We start from the raw sequence: 21,652 nt of genomic DNA, 5'->3' as shown, positions 1-21,652 counted from the left end.
ACAAAGGCATCGCCCGCGAGCAGGCTCCTACCGGAAGCGCGGCGCCTTTTGCGAACGCAGGAGATTCATGATGTTCGGTTACTACCTCGACCTGGCGCTGCGCAGCTTGAAGCGCACGCCGATCCTCACCGGCCTGATGGTGCTCGCCATCGGCCTGGGCATCGGCGCGTCGATGACGATGGTCACGGTGTTGCATGTGATGACCGACGATCCGCTGCCAGGGCGCAGCGCGCACTTGTACACGCCGCATCTCGATCCGTTGCCGCTGAATTCCAAGCGCAGGGACGGCAGTCCCGATGCCAGCGACAACCTTACCTGGCCCGACGCGATGGCCTTGCTCAAGGCGGATCGGGCCACGCGGCAGGCGGCGATGGCGGGCGGTTCGCTGCTGGTGCGTCCGACGCGCGACGGCTTGCGGCCGTTCGATGTCGACGGGCGTTACGCCACGGCGGATTTCTTCGTGCTGTTCGGCGTGCCGTTCGAGCACGGCCAGGGCTGGTCGGCGGCGGACGATGAGGCGCGTACGCACGTGGTGGTACTCAGCGATGCGCTGGAGCGCAAGCTGTTTGGCGATGCCACTGCCGTGGGCCAGATGGTGCGGTTGGGCGACAACGATTTTCGCGTGATCGGCGTGGTGGCTGATTGGGAGCCGCAGCCGATGTTCTATGCCGACGCCTCGGCCAAGCGTTACAGCGATGCCGACCAGTTCTTCCTGCCGTTGTCCACGGCGGCGGATTTGAAGCTGGACGTCAACGGCAACTTCAGCAGTTGGGGCGAGGATCACGCCGATACGCGCGTGACCAGCCCGACGACGACCTGGCTGCAGTTCTGGGTGCAACTGGACAGCCCTGCGCAAGTGGCGGCGTATCGCCAGTATCTGGTCGACTACTCCGCGCAGCAGAAAGCGCTCGGCCGTTTCCAGCGGCCGCCGACGAACACGAAGCTGTACAGCCTGATGGGCTGGCTGGCGCACGAGAATCTGGTGCCCAACGACGTGCGCTTGCAGCTGTGGCTGGCGCTGGGCTTTCTGTTCGTGTGCCTGCTGAACATCGTGGCGCTGCTCCTGGCCAAGTTCCTGCGGCGCAGCGGCGAGATCAGCGTGCGTCGCGCGCTGGGCGCAAGGCGGCGGGATATTTTCGTGCAGCTCGGCATCGAATCCGCCTTGATCGGCGTGGCCGGCGGCACGCTTGGCCTGGCCATTGCGCAGCTCGGCCTGTGGAGCATCCGCCAACGCCCGGACGACTACGCCAGGCTGGCGCAGATGGACGCATCGATGCTGCTGGGTACGCTGGCCATGGCCATTGTCGCCAGCGTGCTCGCCGGCATGCTGCCCGCATGGCGCGCCTGCCGCGTGCCGCCCGCGCTGCAGCTCAAAACCGTATAGGAGCGCGCTTGCGCGCGATGGCGCCGGCTGAGCCGGCCCCCGTCCCGGAGAAAGAATCCATGCAAATCCGCCCCATCCTTTCCACCCTTCGCCACCATAAGCTCACGGCCATCCTGCTGACGTTGCAGGTGGCCTTCACCTGCGCCATCGTCTGCAACGTGGTGTTCATGATCGCCAACCGCGTGCATCGCATCAGCGTGCCTACCGGCATCGTCGAAAACGAGCTGTCGGTCATCCGCAGCAAGGGTATCGAGAAGGATGCGAGCCCTGTTGCGCAACATGCGGCTGACCTGGCTGCCCTGCGCGCGATTCCCGGCGTGCGTTCCGCCGTGGCGGTCAGTTATTCGCTGCCGCTGAACCAGGACGAGTCATCCGCTGGCATGTGCCCGAGCAAGCAGGCGCTGGATCGCGCGATCCAGCGCAATACGATCGACGGCAGCGGATGCATCGAGCCCTCCATCTACGACGGCACGCCCGGCCTGGTCGACACGCTGGGCCTGCGCCTGGTCGCGGGGCGCGACTTTCAGCCGGACGACTACGTGAGCAAGGGCAAGCCCGCCGTGGTGATCGTCACCCGTGCCCTGGCGCAGCATTTGTATCCGGGCAAACAGGCGCTGGGGCAGAGCATGTACGACGGCGACAACTACTTTCGCATCGTCGGCATTGTCGACACGCTGCTGCGACCGAGCCTGCGCACGTCGGGCGTGGATGGCGACAGCATGATCTGGCCGCAGTTGCCCGACCGCGCCGGTATCACCTACGTATTGCGCAGCGCGCCGCAGGATCGTCAGCGCGTGCTCAAGGCGGCGGAAGCCGCGTTGTTCAAGGTCAGCCCCAGCCGCCTGATCAATCCGAAACAGATGCAGACCTACACGGAAATCCGCGCCGCCTATTTCCAGCGCGACACCACCATGATCGGCCTGCTGATTGCGTCCGCGCTGGGCCTCTTGTTCGTCACCGCGCTGGGCATCGCGGGGCTGGCGAGCTTCTGGGTGCAGCAGCGCACGCGCAGCATCGGCATCCGCCGTGCGATAGGTGCCACGCGCAGCGACATCCTCACCTACTTCCAGACCGAGAACTTGCTGATCGTCGGCGCCGGCATCGTGCTCGGCGTTCTACTGGCAGTGCTGCTGAACCTGCTGCTGATGAAACACTACGAACTGCCGCGCCTGCCGCTGTGGTACCTGCCGATCGGCGCGCTGGCGCTGTGGGTGCTGGGGCAACTGGCGGTGCTCTCGCCCGCGCTGCGCGCCGCGCGCGTGCCGCCGGTGGTGGCGACGCGCAGCGTGTGAGGTCGATTTGCTCCCCTCTCCCATTTATGGGAGAGGGGTCGGGGGGGGAGGGTGCGGGGCTTGCGGCAAGGCCCAGGCACCCTCTCCCCCAACCCCTCTCCCGCAAGCGGGCGAGGGGAGCAGTGAGTGGCCTCTCCCGCAAGCGGGCGGGGGGTAGTCGCACCCAGCCAATCTAGCCAAGTATGCTAGCCTTGTTGTGCAAGCCAACGACGCGACAGGTGCCTCATGCAAACGAATGTACTGGACGCCAAGAATCGCCTTTCCCAGCTCATCAAGTCGGCACAGGCGGGCGAGGAGGTGGTGATCGCCAATCGCGGTGAGCCGGTGGCGAAGCTGGTGGCGGTGCCGCGCAAGGGCGCGCGGCATGCCGAGCCGGGTAGCCCGGAAGCCATCCTTGGCTGGCTGGAAAGCCGCAAGCTGCCTGACTACGCGCGGCGCAGCGCCAAGGAGATCAACGCCGATATCCGGGAGGCGCGGGATTCATGGGATTGATCTATCTGGATACCTGTCTGCTGATCTATCTGACCGAGGATCACCCGCAGTGGTCAAGGCGCGTTGTTGCAGCGATCACCAAGGCGGGCGGTGCGCGCTTCGCCATCTCGCCGCTGGTCAAGATGGAATGCCAAGTGGGCCCGCTGAAGCGTGGTGATACGGTGTTGCAGCGTGAGTACGGCGACGTGTTTGCGGTGTTCGCGGTGCTGGCCATGCCCGAGCAGGTGTTTCTGCAGGCGGCGCAATTGCGCGCGCGCTTCGGCTTGAAGACACCCGATGCCCTGCACCTGGCTTGTGCCCAGCATCACCGCTGCGAATCCCTGTGGACAAACGACCATCGCCTGGCGAAAGCCTCGCATGGCTTGGCGCGCAAACTTCCAGCGTGAGGCGTCTTGCAACCTTTTCGATCCGCGCCGCATCCATGCGGACATGTGCAGGAAATCCATGCGTACCGTACTGATCGTCGACGACAACCCGGCCGTGGGCGAGGCGCTGTCGCTGCTGCTTTCGCTGCACGACATCCGCCCGCTCATCGCGCTGAATCAGCCCGAGGGACTGGCGCTGCTCGCGAGCGAGCGGGTGGATGTGGTGATCCAGGACATGAACTTCACCGCCGACACCACTTCGGGCGAGGAGGGCGTGGCGCTGTTCCGCGCGATCCGCGAGCGGCATCCCGACTTGCCGGTGATCCTGCTCACCGCGTGGACGCATCTGGAGACGGCGGTGGAGCTGGTGAAGGCCGGTGCGGCCGATTACCTCGCCAAGCCCTGGGACGACCACAAGCTCTTGGCCACGGTGGAGAACCTGCTGGAACTCTCCGAATCCACCCGCGAGATGAGCCGCGCGCGGCGCGAGCGCCGCCGTCGCCGCGAGGTGCTGCAGAACACCTACGAGCTGGATGGCCTGGTGTTTGCCTCCGAGGCGATGGCGCGCACGCTGGAGCTGGCCTGCCAGGTGGCGCGCGCCGAGGTGCCCATCCTCATCACCGGCCCCAATGGCGCGGGCAAGGAGCGCATCGCGGCGATCGTGCACAAGAATTCGCTGGTGAAGAAGGGTTCGTTCGTGGCGGTGAACTGCGGCGCGCTGCCGGGCGAGCTGATCGAGGCGGAGTTGTTCGGCGCCGAGGCCGGCGCCTACACCGGTGCGAACAAGGCGCGCGAGGGCCGCTTCGAGCTGGCCGACGGCGGCACGCTGTTCCTGGATGAGATTGGCAACCTGCCGCTGCCGGGTCAGATGAAACTGCTGCGCGTGCTGGAAACCGGCCAGTTCGAGCGCCTCGGCTCCGGCAAGACGCGGCAGGCCAAGGTGCGCGTGCTGTCCGCGACCAACGCGGATCTGAAGGCGATGATCCGCGCCGGCAGCTTCCGCGAGGATCTGTACTACCGCCTCAACGTGATCGAAGTGAACCTGCCGCCGCTGGCCGAGCGCAGCGACGACGTGCTGCCGCTGGCCGAGCACTTCCTCGCCGGGCGTGCCACGCTGGGCGATGCCGCGCGCGAGGCTCTGCTGGCCTATCCGTGGCCGGGCAATGTGCGTGAACTGAAGAACGCCATCGAACGCGCGGCGCTCTTGGCCGGCGGCAAGCCGATCACGCCCGAGGGGTTGAACCTGCCGCAGGTCGCAACGTCGGTAACGCGCGATCTCGACGAGCCGGGCCGCGAAGCGGTGGAAAGCGCGCTGGCCAAGGCCAATGGCGTGGTGAGCCGCGCGGCGCAGACGCTGGGTTTGTCGCGGCAGGCACTGTATCGACGGATGGAGCGTTACGGGCTGGCGGTTGCGTCATGATCTACCTGGCCTGGCACCACACTGCAGGAGCACGCTCGCGCGCGATGAAGCCTTTGACGAGGTGCCAGACATCGCCCGCAAGCGGGCTCCTACGGTGAGCATGTTTTGGCGAGGTCACTGATGCTGCGCGCTCTGCACTCGCTGCAATTCCGCCTGACCCTGCTGCTGTTGCTGGCGGCGGTGATCGGCGCGATGGTCTATGCCGGCATCGTGCAATGGCCGCTGCCGCAGTTCATCGCGTGGTTGCACAGCGATCTGGCCATCACGCTGCGCGTGCCCACGCAGCTGGGGCGCTACGGTGGGTTTGCGGTGAGCGTGGCGGTGCTGCTGCCCTTGGCGTGGTGGCTGGCGCACCGCGCGCTGGCGCCCATCAGCAAGCTGCTGCGCGCGCTGGAAGGCGCGGTGGCGAGTTACCGCGATGGCGATTTCAGCTTCTCCATCGCAGCAGATCGGCGCGACGAGCTGGGCGAGCTGATCCGCATGCACAACGCGCTGGGGCACACCTTGCGCGAGCAGCGCCAGCACCTGGCGCAGCGCGAGCTGCTCTTGGAAACCGTGGTGCAGAACACGCCGGTGGCGCTGGTGCTCACCGACGGCGTCGGCCGCGTGGCGTATTCCAACCTCGCCGCGCGGCATCTGTTCAACGAAGGAAAGAGCCTGCACGGGCTGGATTTCGCCGGGCTGTTGACCGCGGTACCGGAGGCGCTGCGCCATGCGGTGGCCGGCGGCGAGGATGCGCTCATCAGCGTGGAGATGGGCGGCGAGGAAGAAACCTTCCATCTCTCGCAGCGCGCGTTCCGCCTGCAGGGGCGGCCGCATCGGCTGCACCTGTTCCGGCGCATGACGCGCGAGCTGTCGCGGCAGGAAGTGGCCACCTGGAAGCGCGTGATCCGCGTCATCAGCCACGAGCTGAACAACTCGCTGGCGCCGATTTCCTCGCTGGCGCATTCGGGCGCGGAACTGGCGCGGCGTGGCGACCTCGAACGCCTGCCCGGCGTGTTCGCCACCATCGGCGGCCGCGCGAAGCACCTGCACGGCTTCATTGCCGGCTACGCCAGCTTCGCCAAGCTGCCCGCGCCGCGCGTGGCCCAGGTGGCCTGGCCGCCGTTTCTCGATGCGCTGGCGCTGCATTGCCGCTTTCGCCTGGAGGGCGCGCCACCGGCCTCGCCCTGCTGGTTCGATCCGGTGCAGGTCGAGCAGGTGCTCATCAACCTGGTGAAGAACGCGCACGAGGCCGGTGGGCCGGCGGACGAGGTGCGCCTGGTGCTGCACGACGCGGGCAGCGAGCTGCACATCGAGGTGCTCGACCGCGGTCCGGGCATGAGCGACATCGTGCTGGCGCAGGCGCTGTTGCCGTTCTATTCCACCAAGCGCTCCGGCACCGGACTGGGCCTGGCGTTGACGCGCGAGATCGCCGAGGCGCATGGCGGCCGCGTGCAACTGGCCAATCGCGAGGGCGGCGGCTTGCGCGTGAGCCTGCGCCTGCCGCAACCGGCGTCGCGCTGATACGCGTCCGCCGGCAGGAGCCCGCTGGCGGGCGATGTTGTCGCCCTGATGCATCAAGGCAGGAGCATCGCCCGCGAGCGGACTTCTACGCTTGGTCGCGCGCGGGGAACCACATGCTGGCGTCGGGTTGGAACGGCCGCGGGTGGATGCCGAGCAGGCGTTCGAGTTCATCGTTGTCGGCGATGAGGTCGGCTTCCAGCCGTTGCAGCGGGCCGCGCAGCCGGCCGGGGGCGAAGCGCTGTCCGGCGCGCAACAGCCAGGCCGGCAGCGGCACGGGCAGCGTGGCGCGCGGCAGGCCGTCGCGCACGCGGGCGAACATGGCGGCGGCGCTGAGCCGCTCGCCGCCGCCGATGGCGAGGATGCGCCCGGCGCTGGCCGGACGCTCCAGCGCGGCGAGCACGGCCAGCGCGATGTCCGCGGCATGCACCGGCTGGCGCAGGCCGCGTCCGGCGGGCAGCGGGAACACCCGTGTGCGCAGCGCGCGGCGGGCGATGGGGCTGAGGCTCTTGTCCAGCCCGGCGCCGTAGACCAGGGTGGGGCGCAGCACCGTCCACGGCGCGCCGTGGCGGTCGCAGGCGGCGGCCAGTGCCGTCTCGCCGTCGCGCAGTTGCCGGGCGATGGCGCGCTCGGCCGGCACGTCGGAGTCGCGCTTGGTCTGCGCGCTCATCGAGCTGGTGGCGATCACCCGCGGCGGTTCGCCGCCGAAGTCGGCGCGTGCCAGCCACTGTGCGAACGAATCCAGCGGGCCGAAGCTGATGACGGCCGACGGCCGGGGCAGCTCGCGTGGCAGGTCATCGGGCAGGCTGCCGTGCAGCCAGCGCATGCCGTCTTGCGGCGCGTGCGCGCGGCGGCTGACGGCGAGCACGGTTTCGCCGCTGGCCACGAGGCGGGGCAGCAGGAAGCGGCCGATCTGGCTGCTGCCGCCAAACACCAGCACGGTCATCAGCTGCCCGCTTGCAGGCGCGCGGTGAGCTCTTGCAGGCGCGGACGGTTGGGCGCGAGCTTGCGCGCCTGCTCCAGCGATTGCGCGGCGGCGGCGCGGTCGCCTGTGGTGAGTTGCTGGTTGGCGGCGTCCAGCCAGGCGTCGGCCAGGTGCTGGCGCAGCGGGCCCAGCGAGGCATCGCCCGGCGCGAGGTCGGCGAGGTTGGCCAGCATGTCGCCGGCATGTGCCAGCTGGCCGGCGGTGAGCGCCTGGTCGAACAGCTTGCGCACCGTGGCGGGCAGGGCTTCGAGGCCTTGCTGGGCCTGGGCGTTGTTGCCGTCGATGGCCAGCGCGTTGCGGTAGAGGTCGTAGGCGCAATCGCCCGGCGGCATCATGATGTCGCCGCGCTGCAGGGCGACCTGCGCACGCTGCAGGAGCTGCGCGAGCTGCGCGTTTTGCGCGGGGGACAGCGGCGGATGCAGGAAGCCGCCGTCGGCGGCAGCGGCGTGGTTCGCGCCGGTCGTGTCGCCTGCGCTGGCCGGCTTGCCCGCGGCCGCATGGCTGCCCGCCATGCCCTGCAGGCGGGCGCGCGCGGCGGCGAGGTCGGCGGACTTGGGCGCCAGCGATTGGGCGTGGTCGAGCAGGGCGGCGGCCTGCGTGGTATCGCCGGCGTCGAGCGCGGCATTGGCTTGCACGGTGAGCGCCTGCGCGACCTGGCCCAGTCCGGCCTGCACCTGCGGGTTGTCGGGGGCGAGCGCCTGCGCCGCGCGGTAGTAGGCCAGCGCGGTGTCGTTGCCGGGGCCATCGATGCGGCCGGCGCGCAGCGCGGCGTCGCCCTGCTGCAGCGCCGTGTCGAGCGCGGCGTTGTCCGTCTGGCCGGCTTGGGTGTGCGCGGCGCGCAGGCCGGGCAGAGCGGCGTTGTTGGGCTGCAGCGCGGCGAGTTGTTCGATGGTGGTTTCGGCGGCGACGTTGTCGTTGGCGTCCTGCGCCTGCCTGGCTTGCGCGGCCAGCGCGTCGCCCACCTGGTCCAGGCCGTGGCGGGCCACCGCGTTGCCGGGATCGGCCGCCAGCACCTTGCGGTACAGCGTGCCGGCGCCCGCCGCCCCGCTGTACTGGCCTGCCGCGAACGCCTGTTGCGCCTGCTGCACCAGCGCGTCCACCGGCACGCCGGCGTTGCGGCGCGCGGCGATCATCCGGTCGAGCTGGTCGACGTCGCTGCCGCCGCCCAGCAGTTCGCGCGCCACGGCGGCGGCCTGCGCGGCCTCGTCGAGCTTGCCGGCCTGCAGCGCCGCATCGGCCTGCGACACCTCGGCCATGCCGACCTGGCGCAGGCCGTTGCGCGCGACGTCGTTGTCCGGCTCCAGCGCGGCCGCCGCCTGGAACAGCTCGCGCGCGCTGCTGCCGTCGTTGCCATCCAGATGGCCTTGCTGCAGGGCGGCCTGGGCGCGGCCGAGCACGTCGTTGAAATCGGTGCGCGGCAGCATGCCGCCCAGCCAGCCGCGGCCCAGCCACAAGGTGAGCAGCGCCACGACAAGCGCGCCGAGCAGCGCGGGCAGCCGCCAGCGGCGGCGCGTGGGCGAGCCGGTGCGCGCTTCGCGCGGGGCGGCTGCCGGCGTTGCCTGCCGTGCGCGGTGGCCGGGGGCGTCGGTGGCGAGCGCGTCGAGTTGGCCGAGGTCGCCCAGGGTGGGCTCGGTACGCCCGTACGCGTCGGGTTCGGGTGGGTCGCGGCGTTCGCTCATGCGGTCGGGGGAGCCTGGAATCGAAGGCTGTCTAGGGGAAGTGCGGGCATGGATGGCTGCCCATGTGATCTTCGCGATCCCGGCGCGCGGGAGGGATCGCGAGAGCGAGGCAACTCTAGCATCGCCCCGGCATGCCGCCGCGTGTCGCGCGGATGCGCGTTCAGGCAGGCGTGTGCGAGCCGCCGACGCGGCGGGCTTCCATCACGTTGGGCAGTGCCACGAGGCGGCCAAGCAGGCTGGAGAGCTGCTCGAAATCGCGCACGCGCAGGGCAAAGCGCATTTCCACCTCGCCGCTGGCGGCGAAGGCGCGGGTGGATGAGGCGAGGATGGGCGTGTTGGCGTTGCTGATGACGTTGGTGACGTCCTTCTGCAGGCCCTTGCGGTCGTAGCCGCGCAGCTCGATGTCCACCTCGTAGGCCTGCGCGCCGGCCTTACCCCAGGCCACCTCGATCACGCGGTCGGGCTCGCGCTTGCCCAGCCGCGCCAGCGCGGCGCAGTCGGCGCGGTGCACCGATACGCCGCGGCCCTTGGTGACGTAGCCGCGCACCGGGTCGCCGGGCAGCGGCTGGCAGCAGCGCGCCAGCGTGGTGAGCAGGTTGCCGATGCCTTCGATGCTGAGTGCGCCGGGGTCGCGCGCCGGCGCCGGGCGCGCGGGTGCAAGCGGGACGACGTCGGCCTCGACGGGCGGTTGCGCGATGTCCTGCAAAGCGTGCGCGATCTGGCCGGGGCTAATCTCGTTCAGCGCCAGCGCGACCAGCAGTTCGTCCTGGTTTTTCAGGTGGAAGTGCGCCGGCAGCTTGGCGATGTCCGCCTCGGGCAGGGCGAGGCGTCGGCGCTCGCGCTCGAACATGGCGCGGCCCACGGCGAGGTTGGCGTCGTGGGCGAGGCGGCGGAACCAGGCGCGCACCTTGTCGCGGGCGCGCGCGCTGTTCAGGTAACCGTGGTGCGGCGAGAGCCAGTCGCGGCTGGGTTCGGCCAGCTTGGCGGTGAGGATTTCCACGCGGTCGCCGCTCTGCGGCTGGAAGGTGAGCGGCACGATGCGGCCGTTGACCTTGGCGCCGCGGCAGCGGTGGCCCACCTCGGTGTGCACGTGGTAGGCGAAATCCAGCACGGTGCCGCCGTGCGGCAGGTCCACCACTTCGCCCTTCGGGGTGAGCAGGTAGACGCGATCCTCCATCAGCTCGGTCTTGAGCCCGGCGGCGAGCGCGCCGTCGTCTTCGCCGCGTGTGTCGAGCAGCTGGCGCATCCAGGCGATCTTGGCTTCGAACTCGGCGTCGGCGCCGCCGCCTTCCTTGTAGCGCCAGTGCGCGGCCACGCCCAGCTCGTTGTCGTGGTGCATCTGGTGGGTGCGGATCTGCACCTCCAGCGTCTTGCCGCGCGGGCCGATCACCGCCGTGTGCAGCGAGCGATAGCCGTTGCCCTTGGGCCGGGCGAGGTAGTCGTCGAACTCGCGCGGCAGATGCACCCACAAGGTGTGCACCACGCCCAGCGCGGCATAGCAATCGGCGACCGAATCCACCAGCACGCGCACCGCGCGGATGTCGTACAGCTCGGTGAAGGCCACGCCCTTTTTCTGCATCTTCTTCCAGATGGAATAGATGTGCTTGGGGCGGCCGGCGAGGTCGGCCTGGATGCCTGCCTCGCGCAGCGCGGCGTCCAGCGCGGCCAGCGATTCGGCGATGAAGGTTTCGCGGTCGGCGCGGCGTTCGTCGAGCAGGTGCGCGATGCGCTTGTAGGTGCCCGGCTGCAGGTAGCGGAAGGCGAGGTCTTCCAGCTCCCACTTGAGTTGCCAGATGCCCAGGCGATTGGCGAGCGGGCCGTGGATGTCGCGGGTAAGCCGCGCCAGCGCGAGGCATTCGGCTTCGGGCAGCGCCGTGGCTGCGCGCATGCGCGCGAGCTGGCGCGCGAGCAGCGCGAATACCACGCGCAGGTCGCGGATGATCGCCAGCAGCAGGCGGCGCAGGCCTTCCGAACCGTTGGCCTGGGCGTGTTGGGCGTGCAGCGTCCACACTTTTTCCGCCGCTTGCTGGCCTTCCACCAGCCGGCGCACGTCGGCGGGCAGGGCCGGTGCGCGCTCCTGCCACAGCGCGGGGTCGGCCTGCGCCAGCGCGAACCACAGCGATGCGGCCTGCGTGGCGGCGTCGCAGCCGAGCATGGCGAGGGTGTCGAGCACGTCGGCGCATTCGGCCTCGTCCAGCGGGCGCGTGGCGCTGGCTTCCAGCGCGACGGCCAGGACGGGGGCGAGCGCGTCGGCGCGGTCGTGCCAGGCTTGCAGGCGGGTGGGGTGCGGATGTGCAGTCATGGTGGCAGTGTCGGGACGGCAGTCATTCTAGAAGTTTGCGTGGTGCTTGGCTTCGTCGCCCCGCGGCCGCAGGATCGCGGCATGCCCTTTACCGCCCAACCGCAGGATCGACCCATGCAAACCCGCTTGCGCACCTTCGCCGCCGCCTTGCTGCTGGCGTTGCCACTGACCGTGTTGCCGGCGCGTGCGCAGCAGGCCGACGGCTTGCAGCAGCGCATGGGCGCGGCGGATTTCAAGGCGGCCGGACTGGACAAGCTCAGCCCGCAGGAGCTGGCGCACCTGGAGGCCTGGCTGGCCGCGCATCCCGAAGTGAAGGTGCGCGAGGTGACCTCCGCCGGCCAGCCGGTGTTCTACGCCGGGCACGCCAAGCGGGAGAAATTCGAGGCGCATATCGCGGGACATTTCTCCGGCTGGAACGGGCACAACCAGTTCACCCTGGACAACGGCCAGGTGTGGAAGCAGGTGGGCTCCGATGCGCCGCAGTGCATGTCGGCCGACAACCCCAGGGTGAAACTGAAACCCTCGATCATGGACAGCTGGCTGATGTACGTGGTCGGCTGCAACGACACCGTGCACGTCCAGCGGGTGCGCTGAAGGCCAGTGCGCAGCGCCGCCGGCTGGCGGCGTCATCCCGTCGTGTGCGTCGCCGCCGGCTGGCGCGCGCGGTGCCGATGCGCTGTTGCGGCACGATCCGGCGTGCCGGCATCCGGCGCCGGTTGGCGGGTGGTCAACCAGTGCCGGCGGAAGCTTGCCGCATCCAGCGCCGGACTGATGAGGTGGCCTTGCAGGCGCGTGCAGCCCAGGCCGACGAGGGTGTCCCGCTGCGCCAGCGTTTCCACGCCCTCGGCCACCGTCTCCAGTTGCAGCCGGCGGCCGATGTCGACGATGAAACCGGCCAACGGGTTGGCGACGTCGGGGCGCAGGTCGCGCACGAAGGCGCGGTCGATCTTCATTTCGTGCAGTGGCAGTTGCTGCAGGTAGGACAGCGAGGAATAGCCCGTGCCGAAATCGTCCAGCGACAGCCGGAAGCCCAGTTCCGCCAGCTGGCGCAGGCTGCGCCGAGCGGCCTCGAAATCGCTCAGCAGCGTGCTTTCGGTCAGCTCCAGCGTCAGCGCCGCCGGCTCGATGCCGGCCTCGCGCGCATGCGCCGCGACCTCGTCGACAAAACGCGGATTCACCAGTTGCCAGGGGCTGACGTTCACCGCCAGGCGCAGCGCCCCGGCCACGCCGCACAGGCGCCACGCGCGCAATTGATGACAGGCCGTGGCGATCGCCCAGTCGCCCAGTGCGTGGATCAGGCCGGTTTCCTCGGCGATCGGGATGAAGCGGTCGGGCGCCACCAGGCCCAGCGTCGGATGGCGCCAGCGCAGCAGGGCCTCGGCGCTGACCAGGCGGCCGTCCAGGCTGGTTTGCGGCTGGTAGTGCAGCGCCAGTTCGCCGTGTTCCAGCGCGTGGCGCAGGCCGCGTTCCAGTACCAGGCGCTCGTCGGCGTCGTGCTGCATCCACGGCTCGAAGTGGCGTGCCGTGTGGCGGCCAGCCGCCTTGGCGCGGTACAGGGCGATGTCGGCGCGGCGCAGCAGGTCGGCGGTGTCGACGCCGGCCTCGGGGTAGGCGGCGATGCCGATGCTGGCGCCGACGCCCAGCACCAGGCTGTCCAGGGTCAACGGCGGCGCGAGGTGGTCGAGCAGGTGCCGGGCCAGTTGCCCCGCGGCCGCGGCGGCCGCGGCGTCGTCGTCCTGATCGGCCGCCAGCAGCACGGCGAACTCGTCGCCGCCCAGGCGCGCCACGCTGGCATGCGCGGGCACGCTGGCCAGCAGGTGGTCGGCGATGGCCGCCAGCACGCGGTCGCCGACATGGTGGCCCAGCGCGTCGTTGATGGTCTTGAAATTGTCGAGGTCGAGCAGCAGCACGGCGCCATGGCGGCCGGTGCGCGAGGCCGTTTGCAGCAAGTCGGCCAGCTGCTGTTGCGCGTGCAGGCGGTTGGGCAGGCCGGTCAGCGCGTCGTGCCAGGCCACGTGGCACAGGTCGTCCTCGGCGCGCTGCCGGATCGCCGCTTCCTGGCGCAGCCTGGCGCTGGCTTGTTCGAGTTGCGCCGCGTGCACGTGCAGGCGGTCGACCAGCCACAGCCCCATCAGCAGCACGAAGGAGAGGAAGGCGAAGGCATCGGTGGCCGGGTAGGGTATGTCGAAGGCGTTGATCGCCACCGTGCTCCACAGCAGTGCGGAGAACTGCGCCAGCAGGCAGGCGAGCAGCATGCCGCCGCGCAGGCGTTCGCCGCTGGCCCACTGGCGCGCGCCACGGTACATGGCCCAGAGGAAGACGGCATAGCTGAAAAGGTAGAACAGGTTGCCCAGCGGGTTGTCGGCGCCGTCGACCGTGTACAAGGTTTCGCCCCACGGCAGGCGCAGGCGCGGCGGCGCGTACAGGGCGTGGTTGAGCAGCGTGCCCGGCTCGATCAGGTTGGCCACGGACAGCGCAGCGGCCAGCAGCAGCACGGCGGCCAGGCCGGGGCGCCACACCGGGCGGGCGGTGTAGTTGCCGACGAACAGCACCAGCGCGGGCAGGGCGATCAGTGCGGCGCCGACCACCACGTGCAGCCCCAAGGTGGCCTGCGCCAGCGAGGCGGCGGTGTAGATCACGACGCGACCGCCGGCGAGCGCGGCGAGGCAGAAGCACAGCAGGGCGAAGGCCGAGGCGGTGCGGTCGGTCTTCTGGCGCAGGCCGATCAGGAGGAATTGCAGGCCGGCCGCGAACGCCAGCGCCGCCGCCGCAACCAGTGCGGTGGTGAAGTAGCCGAAGCTGATGCCTGCGCTCATGCCTGTCAACGTGCCGACCTCGCCGCCGCGCGCTTCCTGCGCGCAAGCGCCCGTGGCGCGACGGCGTCACGGGCGTGCGGTATCTGGATTGAGGGCCTGCCGGAGCTGTGAGGACGGCGGTGGCAGGCGGGGGAAGCCGCCAATTCTAGCAGGTGCGCCGTTGCTACCGGACGACGACGTATGGTCGCGGGGCCGCGCGGCGGCTGGTGGTTCAGCTTCGGCGTCCGGCCAGCGGCGCGGATGGACGCGTGCCGGTCACGCCGGTGAGCGTTTCCGCGGGAAACGGAAACCCTGCGCGTCGGTGAGATCATCCGTCGACCGCCGCGGCCAGGGACGCCCGCCGATACCTTCGCGACGACGTCCGGTTTTCCACTGGCCTTGATCGGCCCACCGGTGGCGGGTTCAGCAGCAGCGCCCGCCGCCGCCCTTGTAACGCGCCTCGGTGCGCTCGCGGTAGAACTGCGCGTAGCTGGGCACCGGGCGCTCCGGGTGGTGCTCGCGCAGGTGCCGCACGTAGGTGTCGTAGTCGGGCAGGCCGCAGCACAGGCGGGCGGTCTGCACCGCCCACTTGCGCAGGGCCGTGAAGCGCGTGGCCATCACGGCGCGGCCACCGAAGCCAGCGCCACGTAGGGTTCCTCGCGGGCGGTGGGGTGGTTGGCCTGCCAGCCCTTCACCAGCGCGTTCAGGCAGAACAGCACCATCACCACCACCAGCGCCATGAACAGCCCGGTCATCACCATGTCCACGCGGTTGTTGGCGATGATCTGCTGCATGGCTGCGGTGGTCTTGGCCGGCGCCAGCAGCTCACCCTTGGCCAGCGCGCTCGCGTACTTGCCGGCGGCGGCGGTGAAGCTGATCGGCCCCACCAGCTTCTCGTAGCCGGCGACCAGGGTGCACACGATCAGCCAGATCGCCGGGATGCCCGGCACCCACACGTAGCGCTCGCGCTTGAGCTTCACCACCACCACCGTGGCCAGCATCAGCGCGATCGCGGCCAGCATCTGGTTGGCGATGCCGAACAGCGGCCACAGCGTGTTGATGCCGCCCAGCGGATCGACCGCGCCCTGATACAGGAAGTAGCCCCACAGCGCCACACAGATCGCGGTGGCCAGCAGGTTGCCGGTCCACGACTCGGTGCCCTGCAGCGGCTGGTGGATGAGGCCGGCGATCTCCTGGATCATGAAGCGGCCCACGCGCGTGCCGGCATCCACCGTGGTCAGGATGAACAGCGCCTCGAACAGGATCGCGTAGTGGTACCAGAACGCCGTCATGCCTTCGCCGGGCAGGATGTTGTGCAGCAGTTGGGCCATGCCTACCGCCAGCGTGGGCGCGCCGCCGGCGCGGGAGAGGATGCTCTGCTCGCCCACGTCCTTCGCGGTGCGGATCAGCTCGTCCGGCGTCACCACGAAGCCCCACTGGCTGATGACCTGCGCCGCGTGCTCCACCGTGGTGCCGATGAGCGCGCCCGGCGCATTCATCGCGAAGTACACGCCCGGGTGCAGCGACACCGCCGCCACCATCGCCATGATCGCCACGAAGGCCTCGCACAGCATGCCGCCGTAGCCGACCATGCGCGCCTGACCCTCGTTGGCCAGCAGCTTGGGCGTGGTGCCCGAGGCGATGATCGAATGCCAGCCCGACACCGCGCCGCAGGCGATGGTGATGAACAGGAACGGGAACAGGTGGCCGGCGAACACCGGGCCGGTGCCGTCGATGAATTTGGTCACCGCCGGCATCTGCAGCATCGGCGCGGCCAGGAAGATCGCCAGCGCCAGCAGCGCGATGGTGCCGATCTTGAGGAAGGTGGAAAGGTAATCGCGCGGCGCCAGCAGCAGCCATACCGGCAGGATCGAGGCGATGGCGCCGTAACCGATCAGCCACCAGGCCAGCGCCTTGGCGTCGAGGTCGAAGATCGGCGCCAGCACGGCCGAGTCGGCCACGAACTTGCCGGCCCCGATCGACAGCAGCAGCAGGACCAGGCCGACGATGGAGATTTCCAGGATGCGGCCGGGGCGGAACCAGCGCAGGTAGGCGCCCATCAGGAAGGCAATCGGGATGGTGGCGGCCACGGTGAAGGTGCCCCACGGGCTGTGCGTGAGCGCCTTCACCACCACCAGCGCCAGCACCGCCAGCACAATCATCATCAGCACCAGCACGCCGATCATCGCCACGATGCCGGGCAGCGGGCCGAGTTCCTCGCGCAGCATGTGGCCCAGTGAGCGGCCATCGCGGCGCAGCGAAAGGCCCAGGATCATGAAGTCCTGCACCGCGCCGGCGAACACCACGCCGAACAGGATCCACAGCGTGCCGGGCAGATAGCCCATCTGCGCGGCCAGCACCGGGCCCACCAGCGGGCCGGCGCCGGCGATTGCGGCGAAGTGGTGGCCGAACACCACCCACTTGTTGGTGGGCACGTAGTCGAGGCCGTCGTTGCGCAGCACCGACGGCGGTGCGCGTGAGGGGTCGAGCTGGAGCACGGCGTGTTCGACGAACTTGCCGTAGAAGCGGTAGCCGATGGCGAAGATCGCCAGCGCGGCCGCCACCATCCAGATCGCGTTGATCGGCTCGCCGCGGCGCAGCGCCACCACGCCGAGGCAGCAGGCGCCGATGATGGCGATGGCGGCCCACAGAAGCTTCGCGGCCGGGCCCGGCCTTGCGGTTTCGCTGAGCATGGAGCATCCCCTCGAGTGATGTCGCCAGCGTCTCGCGCGGCATGACGAGGGTCAATGCCAGCGAGCTTAGCCTTTGGTCGAATGCGTCACGTGCCCGTCACGCCGCAGCACGCCACCATGACGATGACAGCGGCCTTGTGCGAGGTCAGTGATGATCCGTGAGATTCTCAGAATGGGCGACCCGCGCCTGTTGCGCGTGGCCGCGCCGGTACCTGCCGCGATGCTCGGCAGCGCCGAGCTGGATACCCTGATCGCCGACATGTTCGACACCATGCACGCCGCCGGCGGCGTGGGCCTGGCCGCGCCGCAGATCGGCGTCGACCTGCAACTGGTGATCTTCGGCTTCGAGCGTTCCGAGCGTTACCCCGACGCGCCGGCCGTGCCGCAGACCATCCTGCTCAACCCGCACCTCACGCCGTTGTCGCAGGACATGGAGGAAGGCTGGGAAGGCTGCCTCTCGGTGCCCGGCCTGCGTGGCGCGGTGAACCGCTACACGCTGATCCGCTACCAGGGCACCGATCCGCACGGCGCGCCCATCGATCGCCGCGCGGAAGGCTTTCACGCCCGCGTGGCGCAGCACGAATGCGATCATTTGATCGGCCGTCTCTACCCCTCGCGCATCACCGACTTCAGCAAGTTCGGCTATGTCGAGGCCTTGCCTCCGGATCTGCGCCTGCCGGAAGAGTGAATGCGGGCGCCGCGTTTGCCTCCTCGATCCAGGCTCAAGTTCGGCGGCCGGGTGGCCGATAAGACAGCCATGGCAGTGCATGACGAGCCGTCCAACGTGGCTGCGCCCTCATCCCCGCGCAGGGAGTGTCGTCATCGTGCTGTGAACTTGCGGGCTGTCCGGAGGTCGGCATGGACATGAGTCATCACCTGAAGCCACCGTCGGGCAACAGCGTGGACTGGAGCAATCCGGATCTCCAGAAACTGCTCGACAAGACCCAGGGCTGGGGCCTAGACAACCGCGGCGTGTACTCGCCGGCGGCCTGCGAGTTGTTCGTAGGCTGGGGCGCCGGCGCCGGGCGGCTGGCCACCCTGGTCTACGAGCGCGACCGGCTGATGGTGGTGGAAACCCGCTTCAGCATCCCCAAGGGCGAGCACGTGCGGGTGGATCGCATCGTGGCCGGCGCCCTCAGCGCGACCTGGGGCACCGTGGTGGATGGTCGCGAGGGCTTCCGCGCGGACGACCGCGCCAACGGCGTCTTCGTGCACTGGATTCACCACCAGCGGTGAGTCGGCGGGACGGGTTCGCCCCGCTAGGGTGAGCCGATACCCGCTTGCCTGATTGAGGGGTGTACCTGGCGAGTTGGTTGCGATCAGCGACGAGATCTTGCGCCTGGGTGGCGGGTAACATGGCGTGCCGGCAAGCGCCGGCACACTTGTCTGAAGGGGTCATCCATGCGGATCGACGAAATGCGTAGTGCATGGGCCAATGCCGGCCTAGCCAACCGGGCGATAGTTATAGCGGTTCTCCTTGCCCTCTGCCTGATGTGGTGGCCGATGTATGCGGCGTGGAACGCGAGGGGTACCTGGCAAGCCACGCTGCAGCATGAGAATGGCAGCAGCGAGCCGTTTTCCCTGCGCGTCGAGTCGGGTGGTGGTCGCCGGGCTACCCACGGGTGGGCACGTTTCGCCGGTAGCCCGGAGCAGCGGCTCACCCATCTGGACGTGTCGCGTGGAAGCATCCGCTTCGACCTGATGCTGAACGGGCAAGAGGATCACTTCGACGGCACCATTGACCACGGCCGCATCAGTGGGACGTGGATGCCCCTCGCCAGCAGCGATGACCTCGGCGACTGGAGTGCCCAGCGCATCAGCACCAGCGCATATTGAGCGCCGGTGAAAAATCGCTGGCCCGCCGCGGCAGGCACCGGCCCGGTTGACGCAGATCAGGGGGCGCCAGACGCGCGCTGGGCATCATGCCGGGCTGGCACGTGCCAGTCACCCCATGCGAGGAATCCACGATGCAGTTCGAACTTTCCGGCCCCGGCAGCCGTCTCGACGCCGCCACCTTCGCCAGCGCGATGCGCGCGCTGGACACGCACGCCACGGTCACCCTGGATGCGGCCAACAGCCGGCTGGAAGTGCTCACCACGGCCGCCGTGGCGCAGGTACAGGCCAAGCTGGAAAGCCTGGATTGCGGCGTGCGCGTGCTGGAGCGCCCGGTGCATATCAGCGGCGGCAGCACTTGCTGCGGTTCGTGCGGCTGAGCGTTTGCGATTTTTTCAAACTCTCGGCCCGGCGATGAATGGCCGGTCGTGAATCAGCCATGCCCACGGTCGATTCAGGGAGGCGCGTCCGGGCATGCGTCGGACGCGTCGATGAAAAATTCCGCACGATGCAGGATTTTTGCAGGCTCTGAACGCGGGGCACGCGTTGCCCTGGCGGCGGGTGTCATCGCATCGGTCGGGTGCCGGCGGGCGCTTGTCAGCCTGGCGCCCGGCCGCCACCATCGCGCATCGACGACGATGGAGTGCGGCGCATGGGCGAGGCGATGGTATCGACGGGGGTACGCGATGTGGCCTCCCGCAATCACGGCATCGACCTGCTGCGCGGCCTGGCCATCGTGCTGGTGGTGTTCAACCACCTCGGCCTGCGCATCCCACTGGAAAAAACCGCGCTGGCCGGTGTACAGCCGGGCTGGCTGCTGAACCGGCTGAACTGGAACGGCTACGAGGCCGTGTACGTGTTCTTCGTGATTTCCGGTTTCCTGATCGCCGGCAACGTGCTGCGCCGCTGGGGCAGCCTTGCGGCCATCGACGCACGCGCGTTCTATGCGCGGCGTTTCGCGCGCATCGTGCCCTGCCTGCTGGCCCTGCTCGCGGTGTTGAGCGCGCTGCACTTGCTCGGCGTGCAAGACTTCGTGATCCATCGTGTTGGGCAGTCGCTGCCGCGCGCGTTGCTGTCGGCGCTGGGCCTGCACCTCAACTGGTACGAGGGCGTTACGGGTTACCTGCCCGGCAACTGGGACGTGTTGTGGTCGCTGTCGATCGAGGAGGCGTTCTACCTCGGCTTCCCGCTGGCCTGCCTACTGCTGCGCCGGCGCTCGCTGCTGGTGCCGCCGCTGGTGCTGCTCGCCCTGTCCCTGCCGTGGTCGCGCGCCGCGCTACACGGCAACGAGATCTGGTTGGAAAAAGCCTATCTGCCCGGCATGGCGGCCATCGCCACTGGCGTGCTCGGTGCCTTGCTGGCCGAGGCTTGCCGCCCGCCGCCGCGCACCATCGTGCTGCTGGGCTGGCTGGGCGCGTTTGGGTTGGGCGCGGTGCTGCTGGACGGCGGCGCGCTGTGGCACTGGCTGCGCGACGGCTACATGCTGGTGCTCACCTGTTCCAGCCTATGCCTGCTGCTGTGCTGTCGCTGGCGTGCCGATGATGGCCGCATGCGACCGTGGCGCGGCTTCGGCTGGCTGCGTTCCTGGGGACGCCTGAGCTACGAGGTCTATCTCAGCCACATGTTCGTGGTGTTCGCGCTGGTGCACATGTATCACGCCTGGGGCGGCGATCCGGCACTGGGTTGGCTGTGGTACTTGCCCGCGTTGGGCCTGTGCTGGCTGCTGGGCGTGGCGGTGGAACGTGGGTTGTCCGCACCGTGCGAACGCTGGTTGCGTGGCCGCTGAATCGTACCGCGCGCGATGACGGACGCGGCGACGGCAGCCTGATGCGTCGACTCAGCCGCCGCGCAGCACGCGCCCGTAGGCGTGCACTTCGTCCACCAGCACCTTGAGGTACTCGGGGTCGACTTCGGGCGTGATGCCGTGGCCGAGGTTGAACACGTGGCCGGTGGGTTCGCCGTAGCTGTCCATCACGGCGCGCGCCTCGCGGCGGATCGTCGCGGGGTTGGCGCGCATCACGGCGGGGTCGAGGTTGCCTTGCAAGGCAACCTTGCCGGCCACCGCGCGGCGCGCGTCGGCGAGATCGATCGTCCAGTCCACGCCCAGCGCGGCGCAACCGCTGTCGGCCATCGCCGCGAGGCTGGCGTTGGCGCCCTTGGCGAACAGGATCACTGGCAGCTCGCGCGCCTGCGCATCGGCCTGCAGCGCGGCCACGATCTGCGTCAGGTAGCGCAGCGAGAATTCGCGGAACGGCGCCGGGCCGAGCATGCCGCCCCAGCTGTCGAACACCATCAGCGCCTGCGCGCCAGCGTGGGCCTGCGCGATGAGGTAGCTCGCCACGCTCTTCGCCAGCACGTCCAGCAGCTGGTGCGCCAGCGCGGGTTCGTTCCAGCACAGCGCCTTGAGCCGCGCGAAGTCGCGCGAGCCATGGCCTTCCACCATGTAGCAGGCCAGCGTCCACGGGCTGCCGGCGAAGCCGATCAGCGGCACGCGGCCATCGAGCTCCCGGCGGATCAGGCGCACCGCGTCCATCACGTAGCGCAGCTCGCCGTCCATGTCGGGCACGGCGAGTTTCGCGATGTCGGCGGCGCTGCGCACCGGGTGCGCGAACTGCGGGCCTTCGCCCTGCGCGAAGCTGAGGCCAAGGCCCATCGCGTCGGGGATGGTGAGGATGTCGGAGAACAGGATCGCGGCGTCGAGCTCGAAGCGCGCCAGCGGCTGCAGCGTCACTTCGCAGGCGAACTCGGGGTGCTGCGCCAGCCCCATGAAGCTGCCGGCGCGCTCGCGGGTGGCGCGGTACTCGGGCAGGTAGCGGCCAGCCTGGCGCATCACCCAGATCGGCGTGGTGTCGGTGGGTTCGCGGCGCAGCGCGCGCAGGAAGCGGTCGTTCTTCAGGGGGGCGTGCATG

19 protein-coding genes are annotated in these 21,652 nt (G+C 69.5%); 12 read left to right on the top strand and 7 right to left on the bottom strand.

Features of this window, described 5'->3' with window-relative positions; translation table 11 throughout:
- Positions 1–70 precede the first annotated feature (70 nt).
- The 6 genes from AC3WQA_RS06605 to AC3WQA_RS06580 all read left to right on the top strand — a co-directional run bounded on the left by AC3WQA_RS06605 (position 71) and on the right by AC3WQA_RS06580 (position 6,459).
- Positions 71–1,384 (top strand): ABC transporter permease, encoded by a 1,314-nt coding sequence (locus tag AC3WQA_RS06605; protein WP_492674274.1) that lies wholly within the window; start codon positions 71–73, stop codon positions 1,382–1,384.
- A 59-nt stretch (positions 1,385–1,443) separates the two neighbouring features.
- Positions 1,444–2,676 carry an ABC transporter permease gene (locus tag AC3WQA_RS06600; protein WP_492674273.1) on the top strand — a complete coding sequence of 411 codons (1,233 nt, stop codon included), beginning with the start codon at positions 1,444–1,446 and terminating at the stop codon, positions 2,674–2,676.
- A gap of 225 nt (positions 2,677–2,901) precedes the next feature.
- Positions 2,902–3,168, top strand: coding sequence for a type II toxin-antitoxin system Phd/YefM family antitoxin (locus tag AC3WQA_RS06595; protein WP_492674272.1), 267 nt, complete (start codon positions 2,902–2,904; stop codon positions 3,166–3,168).
- Positions 3,159–3,554, top strand: a complete 396-nt coding sequence (locus AC3WQA_RS06590) for a type II toxin-antitoxin system VapC family toxin (RefSeq protein ID WP_492674271.1) — start codon at positions 3,159–3,161, stop codon at positions 3,552–3,554. The genes AC3WQA_RS06595 and AC3WQA_RS06590 overlap by 10 nt, the downstream gene beginning before the upstream one ends.
- 58 nt (positions 3,555–3,612) lie before the next feature.
- Positions 3,613–4,953: a sigma-54-dependent transcriptional regulator gene (locus AC3WQA_RS06585; protein ID WP_492674270.1), complete on the top strand. Its 1,341-nt coding sequence runs from the start codon at positions 3,613–3,615 to the stop codon at positions 4,951–4,953.
- A 120-nt stretch (positions 4,954–5,073) separates the two neighbouring features.
- A complete protein-coding gene (locus AC3WQA_RS06580; protein WP_492674269.1) occupies positions 5,074–6,459 on the top strand; it encodes a sensor histidine kinase in 1,386 nt (461 codons plus the stop codon).
- Positions 6,460–6,544: 85 nt separating this feature from the next.
- Here the strand turns inward: AC3WQA_RS06580 and AC3WQA_RS06575 are convergent, their stop codons facing one another.
- From AC3WQA_RS06575 to AC3WQA_RS06565, 3 genes are all read right to left on the bottom strand, one after another.
- Positions 6,545–7,402, bottom strand: coding sequence for an NAD-dependent epimerase/dehydratase family protein (locus AC3WQA_RS06575; RefSeq protein ID WP_492674268.1), 858 nt, complete (start codon positions 7,400–7,402; stop codon positions 6,545–6,547).
- On the bottom strand, positions 7,402–9,120 hold the full coding sequence (locus tag AC3WQA_RS06570) for a hypothetical protein (RefSeq protein ID WP_492674267.1): 1,719 nt from the start codon (positions 9,118–9,120) through the stop codon (positions 7,402–7,404). Before AC3WQA_RS06570 ends, AC3WQA_RS06575 begins: the two co-directional genes overlap by 1 nt.
- Before the next feature lie 160 nt (positions 9,121–9,280).
- Positions 9,281–11,422, bottom strand: coding sequence for a RelA/SpoT family protein (locus tag AC3WQA_RS06565; RefSeq protein ID WP_492674266.1), 2,142 nt, complete (start codon positions 11,420–11,422; stop codon positions 9,281–9,283).
- A 114-nt stretch (positions 11,423–11,536) separates the two neighbouring features.
- Between AC3WQA_RS06565 and AC3WQA_RS06560 the strand changes: the two genes are divergently transcribed.
- Positions 11,537–12,016 carry a hypothetical protein gene (locus tag AC3WQA_RS06560; RefSeq protein ID WP_492674265.1) on the top strand — a complete coding sequence of 160 codons (480 nt, stop codon included), beginning with the start codon at positions 11,537–11,539 and terminating at the stop codon, positions 12,014–12,016.
- A gap of 32 nt (positions 12,017–12,048) precedes the next feature.
- On the opposite strand, the gene AC3WQA_RS06555 is transcribed toward AC3WQA_RS06560, so the two are convergent.
- The 3 genes from AC3WQA_RS06555 to AC3WQA_RS06545 all read right to left on the bottom strand — a co-directional run bounded on the left by AC3WQA_RS06555 (position 12,049) and on the right by AC3WQA_RS06545 (position 16,910).
- Complete coding sequence (locus AC3WQA_RS06555; RefSeq protein WP_492674264.1) at positions 12,049–14,238, bottom strand: putative bifunctional diguanylate cyclase/phosphodiesterase; 2,190 nt, start codon at positions 14,236–14,238, stop codon at positions 12,049–12,051.
- 402 nt (positions 14,239–14,640) lie between these two features.
- Positions 14,641–14,835, bottom strand: a complete 195-nt coding sequence (locus tag AC3WQA_RS06550; RefSeq protein WP_492674263.1) for a YbdD/YjiX family protein — start codon at positions 14,833–14,835, stop codon at positions 14,641–14,643.
- Entirely contained in the window at positions 14,835–16,910 is a 2,076-nt protein-coding gene (locus AC3WQA_RS06545) for a carbon starvation CstA family protein (RefSeq protein ID WP_492674262.1), read from the bottom strand. The genes AC3WQA_RS06550 and AC3WQA_RS06545 overlap by 1 nt, the downstream gene beginning before the upstream one ends.
- Before the next feature lie 151 nt (positions 16,911–17,061).
- On the opposite strand from AC3WQA_RS06545, the gene def reads away from it, so the two are divergent.
- The 5 genes from def (at position 17,062) to AC3WQA_RS06520 (ending at position 20,529) form a co-directional block, all read left to right on the top strand.
- Positions 17,062–17,598 (top strand): peptide deformylase, encoded by a 537-nt coding sequence (gene def / locus AC3WQA_RS06540; RefSeq protein ID WP_492674261.1) that lies wholly within the window; start codon positions 17,062–17,064, stop codon positions 17,596–17,598.
- Between the two features lie 170 nt (positions 17,599–17,768).
- Positions 17,769–18,146, top strand: coding sequence for a hypothetical protein (locus AC3WQA_RS06535; RefSeq protein WP_492674260.1), 378 nt, complete (start codon positions 17,769–17,771; stop codon positions 18,144–18,146).
- Positions 18,147–18,311: 165 nt separating this feature from the next.
- Positions 18,312–18,746, top strand: coding sequence for a hypothetical protein (locus AC3WQA_RS06530; protein WP_492674259.1), 435 nt, complete (start codon positions 18,312–18,314; stop codon positions 18,744–18,746).
- A 131-nt stretch (positions 18,747–18,877) separates the two neighbouring features.
- Positions 18,878–19,123: a hypothetical protein gene (locus AC3WQA_RS06525; RefSeq protein WP_492674258.1), complete on the top strand. Its 246-nt coding sequence runs from the start codon at positions 18,878–18,880 to the stop codon at positions 19,121–19,123.
- A 272-nt stretch (positions 19,124–19,395) separates the two neighbouring features.
- Positions 19,396–20,529 (top strand): acyltransferase family protein, encoded by a 1,134-nt coding sequence (locus tag AC3WQA_RS06520; protein ID WP_492674257.1) that lies wholly within the window; start codon positions 19,396–19,398, stop codon positions 20,527–20,529.
- A 51-nt stretch (positions 20,530–20,580) separates the two neighbouring features.
- Here the strand turns inward: AC3WQA_RS06520 and hemE are convergent, their stop codons facing one another.
- Positions 20,581–21,651 carry a uroporphyrinogen decarboxylase gene (gene hemE, locus AC3WQA_RS06515; protein WP_492674256.1) on the bottom strand — a complete coding sequence of 357 codons (1,071 nt, stop codon included), beginning with the start codon at positions 21,649–21,651 and terminating at the stop codon, positions 20,581–20,583.
- Between the last annotated feature and the right edge of the window lies 1 nt (position 21,652).

It is taken from the genome of Rhodanobacter sp. FW106-PBR-R2A-2-24, assembly GCF_058789615.1.
Note: the sequence above shows the minus strand (reverse complement) of the source record. Positions and strands in the feature narration are given on the sequence as shown.